Origin of the sequence: Roseofilum sp. Guam, from assembly GCF_017746735.1 — a bacterium.
Lineage (GTDB): Bacteria > Cyanobacteriota > Cyanobacteriia > Cyanobacteriales > Desertifilaceae > Roseofilum > Roseofilum reptotaenium.
In genome coordinates, this window is record NZ_JAGHZN010000010.1 from 1 (window position 1) to 14,662 (window position 14,662).

At 43.1% G+C, this 14,662-nt stretch carries 15 protein-coding genes and 1 pseudogene; 9 read left to right on the forward strand and 7 right to left on the reverse strand.

What is annotated here, in order from left to right:
• Positions 1-164: pseudogene (locus tag J7529_RS04740) on the reverse strand (IS701 family transposase); the annotation flags it as partial.
• 147 nt (positions 165-311) lie between these two features.
• Here J7529_RS04740 and J7529_RS04745 point away from each other — a divergent pair.
• Both J7529_RS04745 and J7529_RS04750 read left to right on the forward strand, forming a co-directional pair.
• Positions 312-557: a hypothetical protein gene (locus J7529_RS04745; protein WP_318728038.1), complete on the forward strand. Its 246-nt coding sequence runs from the start codon at positions 312-314 to the stop codon at positions 555-557.
• Complete coding sequence (locus J7529_RS04750; RefSeq protein WP_318728039.1) at positions 554-940, forward strand: type II toxin-antitoxin system VapC family toxin; 387 nt, start codon at positions 554-556, stop codon at positions 938-940. The genes J7529_RS04745 and J7529_RS04750 overlap by 4 nt, the downstream gene beginning before the upstream one ends.
• Positions 941-1,001: 61 nt before the next feature.
• Here J7529_RS04750 and J7529_RS04755 read toward each other — a convergent pair whose 3' ends face one another.
• On the reverse strand, positions 1,002-2,957 hold the full coding sequence (locus J7529_RS04755; RefSeq protein WP_318728040.1) for a S9 family peptidase: 1,956 nt from the start codon (positions 2,955-2,957) through the stop codon (positions 1,002-1,004).
• A gap of 226 nt (positions 2,958-3,183) precedes the next feature.
• Positions 3,184-5,538, reverse strand: a complete 2,355-nt coding sequence (locus tag J7529_RS04760) for a hybrid sensor histidine kinase/response regulator (RefSeq protein ID WP_318728041.1) — start codon at positions 5,536-5,538, stop codon at positions 3,184-3,186.
• A gap of 438 nt (positions 5,539-5,976) precedes the next feature.
• Between J7529_RS04760 and J7529_RS04765 the strand changes: the two genes are divergently transcribed.
• Positions 5,977-6,414 carry an Hsp20/alpha crystallin family protein gene (locus tag J7529_RS04765; protein WP_271937887.1) on the forward strand — a complete coding sequence of 146 codons (438 nt, stop codon included), beginning with the start codon at positions 5,977-5,979 and terminating at the stop codon, positions 6,412-6,414.
• 163 nt (positions 6,415-6,577) lie between these two features.
• Here the strand turns inward: J7529_RS04765 and J7529_RS04770 are convergent, their stop codons facing one another.
• The gene (locus J7529_RS04770; RefSeq protein WP_413038809.1) at positions 6,578-7,537 is read right to left on the reverse strand and encodes a 3'(2'),5'-bisphosphate nucleotidase; all 960 of its coding nucleotides are present in this window, start codon (positions 7,535-7,537) and stop codon (positions 6,578-6,580) included.
• 227 nt (positions 7,538-7,764) lie between these two features.
• On the opposite strand from J7529_RS04770, the gene J7529_RS04775 reads away from it, so the two are divergent.
• On the forward strand, positions 7,765-8,022 hold the full coding sequence (locus tag J7529_RS04775) for a hypothetical protein (protein ID WP_318728043.1): 258 nt from the start codon (positions 7,765-7,767) through the stop codon (positions 8,020-8,022).
• The gene (locus tag J7529_RS04780; RefSeq protein WP_318728044.1) at positions 8,006-8,410 is read left to right on the forward strand and encodes a type II toxin-antitoxin system VapC family toxin; all 405 of its coding nucleotides are present in this window, start codon (positions 8,006-8,008) and stop codon (positions 8,408-8,410) included. Before J7529_RS04775 ends, J7529_RS04780 begins: the two co-directional genes overlap by 17 nt.
• Positions 8,411-8,460: 50 nt before the next feature.
• Here J7529_RS04780 and J7529_RS04785 read toward each other — a convergent pair whose 3' ends face one another.
• Positions 8,461-8,823 carry a hypothetical protein gene (locus tag J7529_RS04785; protein WP_318728045.1) on the reverse strand — a complete coding sequence of 121 codons (363 nt, stop codon included), beginning with the start codon at positions 8,821-8,823 and terminating at the stop codon, positions 8,461-8,463.
• Between the two features lie 226 nt (positions 8,824-9,049).
• Here J7529_RS04785 and J7529_RS04790 point away from each other — a divergent pair, with 226 nt between their 5' ends.
• On the forward strand, positions 9,050-10,408 hold the full coding sequence (locus J7529_RS04790; protein WP_318728046.1) for an NB-ARC domain-containing protein: 1,359 nt from the start codon (positions 9,050-9,052) through the stop codon (positions 10,406-10,408).
• Positions 10,409-10,563: 155 nt separating this feature from the next.
• Here the strand turns inward: J7529_RS04790 and J7529_RS04795 are convergent, their stop codons facing one another.
• Entirely contained in the window at positions 10,564-10,905 is a 342-nt protein-coding gene (locus J7529_RS04795; protein ID WP_318728047.1) for a DUF86 domain-containing protein, read from the reverse strand.
• Positions 10,892-11,278, reverse strand: a complete 387-nt coding sequence (locus J7529_RS04800; RefSeq protein ID WP_318728048.1) for a nucleotidyltransferase family protein — start codon at positions 11,276-11,278, stop codon at positions 10,892-10,894. Before J7529_RS04800 ends, J7529_RS04795 begins: the two co-directional genes overlap by 14 nt.
• A 147-nt stretch (positions 11,279-11,425) precedes the next feature.
• Here J7529_RS04800 and J7529_RS04805 point away from each other — a divergent pair, with 147 nt between their 5' ends.
• The 3 genes from J7529_RS04805 (at position 11,426) to J7529_RS04815 (ending at position 14,653) form a co-directional block, all read left to right on the forward strand.
• Positions 11,426-11,671 carry a UPF0175 family protein gene (locus tag J7529_RS04805; protein WP_413038810.1) on the forward strand — a complete coding sequence of 82 codons (246 nt, stop codon included), beginning with the start codon at positions 11,426-11,428 and terminating at the stop codon, positions 11,669-11,671.
• A 223-nt stretch (positions 11,672-11,894) separates the two neighbouring features.
• Positions 11,895-13,322, forward strand: coding sequence for a 9,9'-di-cis-zeta-carotene desaturase (zds, locus tag J7529_RS04810; protein ID WP_318728050.1), 1,428 nt, complete (start codon positions 11,895-11,897; stop codon positions 13,320-13,322).
• Between the two features lie 347 nt (positions 13,323-13,669).
• On the forward strand, positions 13,670-14,653 hold the full coding sequence (locus tag J7529_RS04815) for a helix-turn-helix domain-containing protein (protein ID WP_318728051.1): 984 nt from the start codon (positions 13,670-13,672) through the stop codon (positions 14,651-14,653).
• Positions 14,654-14,662: the final 9 nt, after the last annotated feature.

Genomic DNA, 14,662 nt, shown 5'->3' on the forward strand with positions numbered 1-14,662 from the left:
AGCCCACCTGTTAGCTTATGGTAAAGGATAAAAGTATAGGCACAAAATACTAAGATAAAATGGCGAAGTAAGCTTTTTTTATCTCGCACTTGGGCTTCTCTCCAACCTAACCATCCTTTCACTTCTCGATAAAATACCTCCACCCAATTCCTTTGAGAGTAAGTCTTTAATCCACAAGTCATGCAATCTCTATCTACTAGCCGTGATTGTCTTTCCATAACCATAAAATATCATGGCATTATTTACAAAAACACACCCAACAGTTATATTGATACTAAGATTGGCTATGTAAATGGACGCTAAAGAATGCCATGATCACCCTAAATATAGATGACATTCAACACAATTTATCAGACTTTATCAAACTGATTCAAGAAGGTAATAGTTTTATCCTTACTCAAGCAGATAAACCGATTGCTGAAATCAAACCAATACGAACAAAACTACCTGAAAAAAAACGCCGTCCTATTGGTTTATGTGAAGGTGAATTTATTGTGCCTGATAATTTTAACGATCCCCTCCCTGAAGAAATTATCAGCCTATTTAACAATCCATGAACATACTATTAGATACTCATGTTTTTCTGTGGTTTATTACTAATAATAAACGACTAGCAGATAAATATTATGATGCTATTAGTAATCAAGATAACGAGATTTACCTCAGTGTAGTTTCTGTTTGGGAAGCAACAATTAAATATCAATTAGGAAAATTACCATTACCAGAATCTCCTGAAATTTACCTTCCCCAACAGCGTGAAAAACATTTGATTTCTAGTTTATCTATTGCTGAAACTACGATTACTCAATTAGCTAAATTACCACCCTTACATAAGGATCCCTTTGATCGTCTTTTACTCTGTCAATCTTTAGAGCATGATTTAATCATTATGACAGAAGATCAAGCTATTCTCTCCTATCCAATGGTGAATTTTTTCTAAAAATCAGGAATATATGTAGGGGCGAAAAAATCGCCCCTACTATGTTTGATTCTAAAATGAATCAACTCATAATCTCAATTTCTCCCCCCTTGTCAGCTACCTCAAAGCCGAAGACGCGGGAATAAAAGTAAAATTCGCCATCAAGAGCGCGTTTAATATTTTCGGCTTTGCGGAAGCCATGTTGCTCCCCTTCAAAAGCGACATAGGCAACAGGTAGACCCTTTTCTTTTAAGGCATTCACCATCATTTCTGCTTGGTTCGGGGGGACAACTTTATCTTCGAGTCCCTGGAAGAAAGCCACGGGACAGGAGAGTTGTTCGGTACAATGAATGGGCGATCGCTCAATATAAACATCCTTACGTTCAGGATACTGCCCGATCAAGCCATCTAAATAGCGCGATTCAAACTTATGGGTATCGGTAGCTAAGGCTTCTAAATCGCTGACTCCATAGTAACTCGCTCCCGCCTGAAACGTGTCCCGGAATGTCAGAGCGCACAGCGTTGTATAGCCTCCCGCACTTCCTCCAGAGATAGCTAACCGATTTTCATCCACCTTACCCTGCTCGGCCAGATACTTCGCACCATTAGCGCAATCATCCACATCCACAATACCCCAGGAACTATCCAACCGTTTGCGATACTCCCGACCATATCCCGTGCTTCCCCCATAATTCACATCCAGGATAGCAAACCCGCGACTTGTCCAATATTGGAGCTTCAGATTAAATCTACTCGAAGTCGAAGCCGTCGGTCCTCCATGACTTTTTACCAATAAGGGCGGTTTTTCTCCTTCGGGTACTTGGTAATCTTTATTCTGGGGCGGATAATAAAATCCATAGGCCATTAAGCCGTTTTCTGTGGGAAAGGCAATGGGTTCTGGAACCGAAAGATAGCCCGGATCGATCGCAAGCTGGCTAGACTTATAAATAATCTCTAGATTTTCGCCCGATAAGTCCAGTTGAATTAAGGCGCTTGGTTGAGTTGCCGATGCTGCGAGTAGGATAATCTGGTTTCCCTGCACTTGAGGCGCAGACAGACTGCTGTAGGGAGTAGGAATAACCTCTAAAGTTTTGCTGCTCGTGTTGAGTTTAGCCAGGGTATCGTTGCCATTTTCCGAATAGATGCAGATAATCGTTTCTGCATCGGCAAACGTATAGGTACTCATGCCAAAAACCCATTGAGGAAGCCCAAATTCCGCTGCTTTGGGATAAAGAGCGTCTATAGAACGACCATCCCAACGATACAGGTTCCACCAATTGGTGCGATCGCTAATAAAATACAGTACTCCATCCGGAGACCATTGCGGCTGAAAGATCGATTCCGTCGTACTTCCTGCCACTAGGGTTGGTGTGCCTAATGTCCCCTTATCATTCACTGGAGCAACCCATAACTCGGTGCCATCCCAAGGCATATTGGGATGATTCCAGCAGATCCAGCACAGTTGGGAACCATCAGGACTTAAGCGGGGAGAAGCGTAAAAATCATATCCTTCAGTCAGGGTGGTGGAGGCACCCGTTTCCAGGTCAATGCTGACAATTCGATTAACCGCTTCTCCTTCTGCGCTATGGTCTTCTTGCACACTCACTAGACTATTACGGCGCGAATCTAATCGAAAATCAGCATAACAGCATTGACTTTCGCCAGTCACCGGTTGGGGGTCTTCACCCACCGGCTGCCGATAGAGACGTTGGTCGGCAAAATTCACAAAATAGATCGTTCCTGCGTCTATTAAGGAAGCGCCTCCCCCATATTCATGAACTCGGGTTCGCACGTTATAGGAAGCGGGGGTAACGTCCTGGATTTGTCCATTTGGAGTGCACTGGACAATGACGCTACGTCCCCCTTCACTCGGACGACCTTCCGACCAGTATAGGCAATCTGCATCGAGTCGAGGGCCGCCAAGGGCGATCGCTCCTGCCACAATTAAGTCTGAGGTAATAGGCGATTTCCAAGAGCCATAGGGACTCATTTGGGGTTCAATCATAGGGGAAAAGGCAATAAAGTCTGCAAGATTCATAGTAATCGGTGAAGGAGCAATTAACAATTTCAAAATCAATAATTTAATAATTGTTAATTAATGGTCAACGCGATAGTAGCCCATCACATCCAGCTTTTGTGCGTCTAGCATTTCTTGAACAATACAAAACTTCTGCAAAGAACAATAATACCGATTTACCCTCAAATTTTTTGATTGACAAAAAACATATTCTAAGAATTCCATCCCAACCTTAAACTCATAATCACTATTCTTCTAAAGACTGTTGAATCAACTGAATAATTGCCTGGTCATCAAAGTCTGATGCAAAGTGTAAAATGCGATGACCAAACCTCCGATAGTTAGGATCTAACTGAATCAACCGTTGTGCTTCTTCTTCAATCACTAAAATATCACCAATCCGAGCTGCATTGAGCAATTGTTCTAATTCCTGAGCTGGGGGAATCTCGTCGTCTATAATATCGTCAACCACGAGGATTGTTCTAAGTTTCCCCGTGTAACCGGTGATTTGACCGAGATCGACCTCTGTTACCGATTTTGACCAGTTCGTTGCAATTGGGAACTCCAGGGTAAAGCAGAACTGACTCCCCTGACCATGGATGCTGGAGACTTCAATATGACTGCCCATCATTTCGACTAGTTGTTGAGAAATGGTCAATCCCAAACCCGTTCCTTCAGCACGACGAGAGGTAGAACCCACTTGCTCAAAAGGTAAGAAAATTTTTTGCAGTTGTTCTCGAGTCATGCCAACTCCAGTCTCTTCAATGATAAATCGAATAGTAATAGTTTCCTGGTTTTGGGAGATCGCTTCTGTCGTGAACGTGACTCGACCGCTATCTGTGAATTTCACTGCATTTCCTAACAGGTTAAGTAATACTTGTCCTAAACGCTTGTTATCAGCAATAATTGCCGTGGGCAAATTTGGGTCATGGGCGGCAAAAAAATCGATCTTTTTACTTGCTGCACGAATCCGAATTATTTCACTCACACTCGATAAGAAAGACGAAAAATGGAGATTTTTGGGGGTGATTTCCATTTTCCGAGCTTCAATTTTTGATAAATCAAGAATATCGTTAATTAAGTTTAATAAGTGGGTTCCACTTTGGCGAACCACACTGATTCCATGGCGCTGTTCGTTCAGGTCTTTGGTTCGTTCCATGATTTGAGCATAGCCGAGGATGCCATTCAGGGGCGTTCTCAGCTCGTGACTCATAGATGCCAGAAAATCACTTTTCGCTTGATTTGCAGACTCTGCCTGTTGTTTAGCCTGCTCTAATTCTGCGGTACGTTTTTGGACTCGTTGTTCAAGTTCTGTATTGGTTTGTTCTAGGGCAGAAAAAGAGGCTTTTAGTTGGGCCGCCATATGATTAAAGACCTGAGCTAATATCTTGAGTTCTTTAATTTCTTGAATATGAACCTGTTGATTTAAATTGCCCTGAGATATTTCTTCAGCCGCTTGGTTTAAGTCTAATATGGGTTGGGTAATCCACCGGGAGGTTAACAGTCCCATACTTATAGCAACAAACAGCGCTAATAGACATAATAAAATTGTTGTCCGATTATTGGTATTAATTTCTGCCATGAAGTCAGATTTAGGTACAACGACCACAATTAACCAATTTAAACCTAATTCATCTTGCCAAGGAGGGACTTCCAAGAAGTAAGGCTGACGGTCGAAGTTCAATTCAAGTTTGTGGGTTTCTTGAATGTTCGTCAAATTACCAAAACGGTCTTCGATATAGCGGGCCGTCATTTGGACTAAACGATCTTTGCTTGTGGTCGCTAAGATCGATTGCACGAGATTATGTTCATCAATAATAAAAGGGTCATGAACTGTAGAATTTCCCACCAATAAGCCCGAGCGATCCATAATAAAGATTTGTCCAGATTTACCAATTTCTAGCTCTCTGAGAAAATTACTGATCAGTGAAACAATCAGATCCGTTCCTAGCATTCCATAGATATTTCCTTCACTGTCATAGAGCGGAAGAACAGCCGAGATCGCGATCCGGGGATATCCTTTATAACTGAAAATTTCGCCCCAACTCGCTTGACTCACTTCCATTGCTGTCCTATACCAGGGACGTTGACGAGGTTCAAAGTTATCAATATCTACTTCTAGATTTGTGCGTTCTCCGCGCTCATTGGTGGCATAAATTTTGAAGTTTCCAGGAATTTCTTTTTTGACTTCACCAATTTTCAATGATCCATCATCTAACTGTTCTGCTCCGATAAATTCTCCCTCTTCATTAGCATAGTAAATAAATCCGATTAAGTCGAAGAGTTGAATTTGTTCCCAGAAGTGTTTTTCAAATGTTGATAGATTATTCAGGTCTAAATGACCTAAACGAATTGCTTTATCATTGGTAGAGTTGATAAAATGGGCACTCTGCAAATAATTGTCAAGCCGATCTGCTGTGCGATCGCTAACTTCATCCATTAGCTGATGAGCGAGGTCATTAACTGCCTTCTGTCCATTCCGAAATGAAAAATATCCCACTAACCCGACTGCGGTAAAGATTTGCACCAGAAATGGAAGAATGATCAGGGAGCGCAGGGGCAGATCTTGAAACCATCTTAATCGGGAATTTTTACCTAGCATAGGGTTATATCAGGATAGTGGTTTGTGTACAGTCTAATCGAAGGTGCGGAGATTGCGATCGCCGTTTAGCAGAGAACCGAACTGAGACGCTGAATTGTATTCGCTAACCTAAGAGTAAGCACCATTGAAAACGGAGTAACCAAAGGGTTCTTTTATTCCTCTATGAGGGTTATGCCATTTTCTAGAATTCTCTTGATGTTTAAGCCGGTTCCTAAGTTTAGGAATCGGCTTTTCTTTTCACCTCAGTTTAACTTAAAACGCGCCTGGGAAGGTCAATATCATACAGAAATGGTATTTTCTTGTTTGATTAAGGGTCGATACGATATGAAGTACGGGGACTTCCCTCAAGCTGGGGAGAAAAACCGAACCTGACAGTTCGCGCCAGTTTGTTAGATTGAATTCATCAAACAAAAGTAACTGGTTTAGGAGATTAACAGTATGCCTTTAGTTCGTTGGGAACCTTTCCGAGAAATCGATACCTTACAACGCCAAATGAATCGTTTATTTGATGATTTAGTGCCCAAAGAAGTCCTCTCTAATCAAGGGAATTTCTTGCCGGCGGCTGAACTTCATGAAACTCCTGAAGCATTTGAAATCAAATTAGAAGTTCCGGGAATGAAACCGGATGATCTCGATATTCAAGTAACGGCTGAAGCGGTTTCTATTTCTGGTGAACGGCGCAGCGAAAGAACCACTGAAGAGAAAGGTGTAACTCGCTCTGAGTTTCGCTATGGTCAGTTCCAAAGGGTTGTTCCTTTACCGAACCGCATTCAAAATAATAATGTGGAAGCGGAATATAAGGATGGGATTTTGCACTTGACGTTACCGAAAGTTGAAGAAGAACAACATAAGGTCGTTAAAGTGAAAGTGGGTTAAGGTGATTTGGGCTAGGCAAGGGGCTGGAATTCCCTTGCCTCAAACCATAACCTAACCGTCCTAACTTAACGAGTTCACTGCTCTATCACTAAGATTTAAGAACGAATTCACGAGCGCTTTGGTTTTCCTTGCCAGATCTTAGTGAACTCGCCCCTTGAGGAAATTAACTCTTCAAAACGTCGAGAATCTTCTCGTGCAACATGCCATTACTGACAACAACGCCCCGATTATTCACCATTTTCTGCCCATCGGCAAAATTGAGGGGTTGTCCATGCATATCGGTAACTTTCCCTCCGGCTTCTTCTACGACGATTGCACCAGCAGCATGATCCCAAATATTTTCGCGATAATCGGGATATTTGGGAGAGGGTAAGCGCAGGTAGAGGGCAGCTTTTCCAGATGCAACAATGCCATATTTGGCTTGGGAGTCCACGCGCACGGATGGAGTAGTAATACCGACGGCTTGAGCCATGGCATTTTGCCGAGATTGGTCGCCGTGAGCGGCTTCTACGCTTTCGACAAAGCGCATGTTTTCTTGATCGTCAGGACTCACTACATGGATGGTTTGTAATTCTCCCCCTGCTAAGGGTCTCATTTGTGCCCCTTCTCCACGCACGGCAACATAGAGCATACCGGGTTCTGAGCCTTCGACGGGCATGGCAGGACAGGCTAAAACCCCGACCTTGATATCCCCATCTTCAATGAGCGCTAGAGCCACGGCATACTGATCTTGACGCAAAAAGCCTTTTGTGCCGTCAATGGGGTCTAGCGTCCAATATCGGGGAGATACGGAGCCATTTCCGAGATCGATCCAGTCCGTTACTTGATCGGCGGTGGCATGGGGAATTAGATTTTGCACATAACCGAGCATTTTGTTGAGAGTATCGGCCATTTCCGGTTTGCGTAGCTCGGTTGCGTCTTCTTCTCCGACAATGGGATCGTTGGGAAAGATTTCGCCGAGTGCTTTGCAAATAATGGCCTGGGAGCCATAATCTGCAACGGTTACGGGACTTTTATCGTGCTTTTCGATCGCCTCTGGAATGTCTTGACGTACCTGCTGACAGAGTTTTGCGGCTAAGATGGCCGCTTCCATGGCTACCTGTTTTTCGCGATCGTAGGACATAGTTGCCTTATATAAGTGGTCATTTCTCGAAGATATCGTTTCTATCTTGGCAAGAGCCATGGACTTCTGTCACTACATCCTGGCTGTATGCAGCTTATTATTTCTCCTGAGCATAACCCCATCAGGTATTAGGTTTGTTAGTGAGGAGCGAGAAACCGGATTTATTTCCCTGCATCGGCGTGTGATAAAATATCAGGAAAAGAGTGCTAAATTAAGGACAATTATTGATGCAAATTACGATCGACTTACCGCCAGATCTCGAACAAGACCTCATCCGTCAAGCGGAGCAATCTAATATTCCCCTATCCACATTGATTCTGCAAGTATTACGCCACAGAATGCCAACGCAACCGATTCCAACTTGTCAATGGCCAGAGGCGATTTTATCTTATCAAGGAGTCCCTGATTTTCCCGCTTTCGAGTCCTATCGGGATGAACTGCTTCCCCTCACGAACAGGAACTATTTTAATGCAATATCTCCTTGATACCTGTGCGATCAGTGATTTCATAAAAGGCGAACCGGGTACTCAAAGCAAAATCAAGCAAACTGCCCCAGTTAACATTGCTGTTTCCTCAATTACAGTGATGGAACTCAACTACGGTTTAGCCCTCAATCCACAACAGGCTAAAAAAATCCAACCCATCATTCTCAGTTTTCTCTCTTCTGTAACCATTCTCCCTTTCACAGCGGCCGAAGCTGAAAAAGCAGCTCAAATTCGTGCCCTACTCAAATCTCAAGGACAGCCCATTGGTGCTTATGATGTCTGGATTGCTGCTACTGCACTGGAACATAACTTGATCGTGATTACTGCTAACCAACGAGAATTCAATCGCGTTGTAGATCTGAAAACTGAGAATTGGCGACAAACTTAAAAAACTGAATTGGTAGGGACAAAAATTGTTCGTCCCTACCCCCAATAGAACTATGCAGGCAGAGTTGAGCAATCCTCAAAATATCGGATCATTGCTTCACCAACCGCTTTTGTAACACCCGCAGCGACTGCTGATTTAGCTGCCCATCCTACAATCGGAACAAAGTCAAGAACTGAGTGTGCTACTTTACTACCAATCAAAGGAGCTGCAATTGTTGTAAATACAGCACCAGCAGTAGTTCTATCCAGATCCACGTCATAAATCGATCCAACTTGAATTACCATAGTTACATCTCCTCCAGTCATAGCATAGTGAGATCCTGGAATCCAAGCTATTGATGCAAAACCTAAAGCCCACTTATTAATAGCTGAACGCGCTTGTACTCTTGCTTGTCTTTTATTAGAAGCTGCCATCTTGGGATAAACCTCCAATATAGATTTGGGTAGATTGATACCTAATTTCTATAATGCTTACAACTCCAATATTTGACCACTCAATGAATGTTCAGTTTTGTCTTTGTTCTCTTGGGTAGTTTACTGTAGTTAATCTTTGTTGTACAATCAGGTGTGATAAAGTGCTGTAATGTAGGGAAAAATTGTTTATTCTAGATACAAAAATCATAAATCTTTTGCTTTCATTATGATTCTCAAAGAAATGTTACATCTTGCCGATGAGGTTATATTTGCTAAAACGGGTAAGCATTTGGATGATTTGCAGCAAGCAATAGTGCAAGGGACTCTGGAGCGCAAAACATACAAGCAAATTGCTATAGATTTTGACTGTTCTGAAAGTCGGGTGAGAGAAGTGGGTTCAGAATTATGGAAAAATCTTTCAAAAGAACTGGGAGAAGAGATTAGTAAGTCTAATTTTCGAGCAGCAATCCAGAGGTCACAAAATTATAATGTGTTTGCTCAAAATGTATTTAAAAATGTCAGAAGTAGTTTTAATATTTGTGAAAAGACAAGACCATCTCTAGATTTATCAGAAAAATACAATACTAAATTATTTGACTCTCATGATTTAAATGAAATGCCAGAGTTGGGAGCATTCTACGATCGCGCCTCTGAACTCGAAACCCTAAAAACCTGGATCTTACAAGACCACTGTCGTATCATCGCACTGATGGGTATCAGTGGCATTGGCAAAACTCAACTTGCGGTACACCTCGTCGAACAGATCAAAGCTGAATTTGAAACTGTGATTTGGCGGAGTCTAGAACAGGCTCCCCCTTTGAGTGAGTTAGAAGCGGACTTAATCGAAGTTTTCTGTTCTCCTCAAGCTGAAGATGCTTCTGCTGAGAAAAAGAAAGAATTACCCCTAATTAAATATCTACAAAAACATCGCTGCTTAATCGTATTCGATGACATCCAAAGCTTGTGCTGTCCTGGAGAACTCGCGGGCAAATATAAACCGGGTTATGAACCTTATAAATCCCTGTTCCGGAAAATCAAAAACTTACCCCATCAAAGTTGCTTGATTCTCATCGGTTGGGAACATCCTAGAGACTGTCTGCCTCTTAACCAGCAATCTCCTGGGGTTCGCACGATCCAATTAAACGGCTTAGATTCTTTATCAACTGAGACTCTGCTCAGAGAGAGTGACCTAGAGGATGTTGAAAAGTGGCGAATTTTGAACCAATATGAAGATAATCCCTTCTGGTTAAAAAGTGTGGTTTCTTTGATTCAGGAACTAGAGATTGAGCCAACGGATATATCACCCGAACATAGACTATTATTACCCGAAAATATCAAGGATAACTTACAGGAACAATTCAATCGCTTATCCCCTGTAGAACAGCAAGCACTTCATCTATTGGCACAAGCAGAGCAACCGGTTAAGTTAGGACAATTGCTGCAAAATGAGGCGCTTTCATCCTCAGACTTGATCAATGCACTCCATTCTTTATGCCATCGTTCCTTGATTGAACGGAAAGATAAGCGCTACAGTCTTTCCCCGGTGATTAAACAGGTAATTCTAAGTGATATTAAATCTGAATAATCAGTTACAGTCTGTCATTGCGAATGGAGCGTCAGCGGAATGAAGCAATCTCTGCCATCTCGGTAATCTTGGCGATTGCTTCCCTGCGGTCGCAATGACAAGTTTTTAACCGGATTTGATATGAAAATTAGTCAATAAGGGTGCGATCAAATAGATTAATCTTGAAATTGGTTTAAAGCTAATTGTAATTCAGGTAAAATTTCAGGTAAATTTACCTGAATGACGTTCCAAAGAATTTCAAAATCTAGATCGTCATAATTATGGATAACGACATCTCGTAGTCCAGCCATTTCCCGCCAAGGGATTATCGGATATTGTTGACGAAACTCAGTAGATAGTCGTTTGGTTGCTTCCCCAATAATAATGATTCTATATAAAATAGCTGCCTGTTTTTGATCGTCTTGTTCAAAGTCTTCTTGTGTCGTATCCTGAACATACCTGAGAATTTGCTCCGTGGCTGTAAGAATATCGATTAATGCTTGTTTATTCTTGGACATAGATGACCTCCGCCGAATTAAGGATATTCTGGCGACGAAGCATATTCGGACTATTATTAATACTTTGTCGTGTAATCAGATCGACAGGGCGATGAAAAAGAGTAGCGAGTTGTTCTCGCATTTGAATAAATTCTAAACCCCAAGAGTGATCGGGTTTAAAGGTAACTAAAACATCTACGTCACTATTGGCATTAAAGTCATCCCGGAGAATGGAACCAAATAAGGCGAGTTCGATGATAGACCAACGTTGGCAAAACTCCGTTAGGTGTTCTGGGGTGGTTCCTAGGCGCTGATAGATTTGGCCATAAGGCTGGGTATTGCTGGAGCGATAAAACTCCGTTTCGCTGGCGCGATCGCTAATTTGGGTAGTCATTTTAATGTTAGGCTTTGAGTATACATCATCCTAGACAATATTTTACTCAATTTGTCGCTGGGGCTGAGAAACCGGGTTTCTGAGAGAAATTTAGGTTCGGATACAGAGGTTATGGCAAAAATCCGGTTTCTGGAAGGAGATTATCGTATGAGTTTAGTGATATCAGAAGAAATTGTAAAAGCCAGTGGACTATCGGAAGAACAACTTCTGCATGAACTGATTTTAGTCTTATTTCAGCAGGATAAAATTAGTTTAGGTAAAGCAGCAGAACTCCTGAACTTGTCCCAGATCGGTTTCCAAAAGTTGATTGCTGAACGTGGGATTAACATCCATTATGATGTGGAAGAATGGCAAGCAGATATCCAACATTTGAGATCTAAGGGATGGTTATAGGAGGATGATTGTTGTTAGTGATACTGTATTAGGACTTACGCAACGACTCCATATATAGAGGATTGGTGCGTTACGCTTCGCTAACACACCCTACTGATAGAGCTAATGCGTAAGTCCTGTTTATATCAAGAAGTCCTAGGGACTGCGGGGGAAAAGAGGATCTAGGCTACCCAAACTCTGTTACAATCTGTAAAGAAACTGTTAAGGATATTTAGGACATTCGATGCGTGTTGCCATTGTTGGGGCAGGTTTAGCTGGCTTATCTACTGCCGTTGAATTGGTTGATGCTGGTCATCAAGTGGAGATTTTTGAATCCCGCGCCTTTGTGGGTGGAAAGGTCGGCAGTTGGGTAGATGCGAACGGCAATCATGTTGAAATGGGATTGCATGTGTTTTTCGGCTGCTATTACAATCTGTTTGCTTTGATGCGGAAGGTGGGTGCGTTTGAGAATCTGCGCTTAAAGGAACATACCCATACGTTTATCAACCGGGGGGGAATGACGGGGGCGTTGGATTTCCGCTTTCCGGTGGGTGCGCCGTTTAATGGTTTGAAGGCTTTTTTCACTACATCCCAACTTTCGGTTCAGGATAAGGCGATGAATGCGATCGCCTTAGCAACCAGTCCTATTGTACGCGGTTTGGTAGATTTTGATGGGGCGATGAGGACAATTCGCAACCTGGATTCTATCAGTTTTGCCGATTGGTTTCGTAAACAGGGCGGCTCGAATGGTTCCCTGAAGCGGATGTGGAACCCCATTGCCTATGCTTTAGGATTTATCGATACAGAAAATATTTCGGCTCGCTGTATGCTCACTATCTTCCAATTTTTCGCGGCAAAAACGGAAGCTTCAGTGCTAAGAATGTTGGAAGGTTCGCCCCATGAATATCTACATAAACCGATTTTGAACTATTTAGAAGAACGGGGGACAAAAATCTATACCCGTCGCCGGGTGAGAGACATTCAATTCACAGAAAGTAACGGTAAAACTGAAGTCACTGGCTTAGTGGTTGCCGATGGAGAAGGGGAAGAAACGATTACGGCTGATGCCTATGTTTGTGCCTGTGATGTACCGGGAATTCAAAAGCTTTTGCCCTCAGATTGGCGTAAGTGGCCGGAGTTCGATAATATCTATAAGTTGGATACGGTTCCAGTCGCTACGGTGCAATTGCGCTTTGATGGTTGGGTGACGGAATTGAATGATGAACAGCAACGCAAGCAATTAGAAAAAGCGGCTGGAATTGATAATTTATTGTATACGGCGGATGCTGATTTTTCCTGTTTTGCTGATTTAGCTCTAGCAAGTCCCGGAGATTATTATCGGGAAGGACAAGGCTCGCTGTTACAATTGGTGTTAACACCTGGCGATCCGTTTATTCGGGAAAGTAATGAGGCGATCGCCAATCATGTCCTCAAACAAGTGCAAGATCTGTTCCCCTCTTCCCGTAATCTGAAGATGACCTGGTATTCTGTAGTTAAACTGGCCCAATCTCTGTATCGGGAAGCACCGGGAATGGACCCCTATCGTCCAGCGCAGAAAACCCCGATTCCTAACTTTTTCCTGGCTGGAAGTTATACCCAGCAAGATTATATCGATAGCATGGAAGGTGCAACCCTTTCGGGACGACAAGCGGCTCAGGCTATTTTGGCTTAACGCGGTTTATCACACTTGACCCTGATAATCTGATAATCTGTGATACAGCTCTTCGTGGGGGAATGAGGGAGTGAACCATAGATTTAATCTAGCAAGTGAGCTATTCTGGCTATCTTTTAAAAACTGCCATTCGATGTATTGCAGATCAGGGTAAACGACTATATCAGTGTCTCTATTGTTTCAGTTCTCCGTATTGCCGTGCCTCCCTACTCCCCACTCCCCCTCCCTACTCTCCATCAATATCCGGAGATTGAGCAAAATTTACGAATAAGGAAGGGAGATTATTCAGTTAATTCCCCATTTGCCGATTGGATGGGTTGGGAACCAGTAAACGGAGACAGCAAACCATGACCAATAGCCCTAAATCTTTAAGTGTTGAAGCCTGTGCCATTTTGGGAATTTCCCCGAAAGAGTTGCGATCTCTCCTGAGTCAAATTGAAGCTCAACTCCACCATTCTGAGGTCTATCGTCGCACTCTGAAAAGTCTCCAAGATCAATTAGGAGAAGGAGTAGATGGTCTACAGATGTTGATTAAAGCCATGGGACGAGAAGCGATTCAGATCTCGTTGCAACACTTTATTCGTCAATATCAACACCAGTCTTGTGAACCGGTGCGTCCTTCAGCAGCGATCGCTCCTGTAACTAGCCCAAAGAGTAGCGCTCAACTGAGTCCAACCCGTGGGGTAAGTCATCAAAAGACAGGTTCTGTTGATTCAGGTATAGTTCCATCAGTCAAAGCCCCTGTATCTCGCCCCCAGAAACTCTCTAAAGCACAGTTAGCACAACAAAAGATACAACAAGAGCGGGAAGCCGGTTGGAAACAAATTGGCGAGCAACTGCAACAAGCGCGTTTAGGGCGCGCTCTCTCCCTCGATCAGCTCCATGCCTTAACCCGTATCCCTATCCATGAACTCAAAGCACTAGAAGCTGGAGATTTCGAGCATCTACCCGAAGAAATTTACCTGCATGGTTTTGTCCGTCGCCTCAGTATTGTCCTTGGTTTAGACAGTCAACGCCTCCTTTCGAGTCTCCCAGAACCGGATCTGACTCATTCAGTAGTTCCGTCTTGGTCTTCACTTTATACCCAAAAAAGCAAGGGATTGTACTTACAGCCTGCTCATCTATATTTAGGGTATACCGCATTAATGGCTGGTGCTGTTGGAGGACTCGCTTGGTTATACGGTGATGCACCCTCTGGTGCAGCTCAGGAACAACCTCCTGAAGCCCCACAACTCTCTGTTCCTGAATCTGAGAAAAAGTCTTATACTGCTGACTCCCTATCCAACCCCGATATTCCCTCACCTGAAGTGGTCAGCGATCCACCAGGATAAGGAATAGGG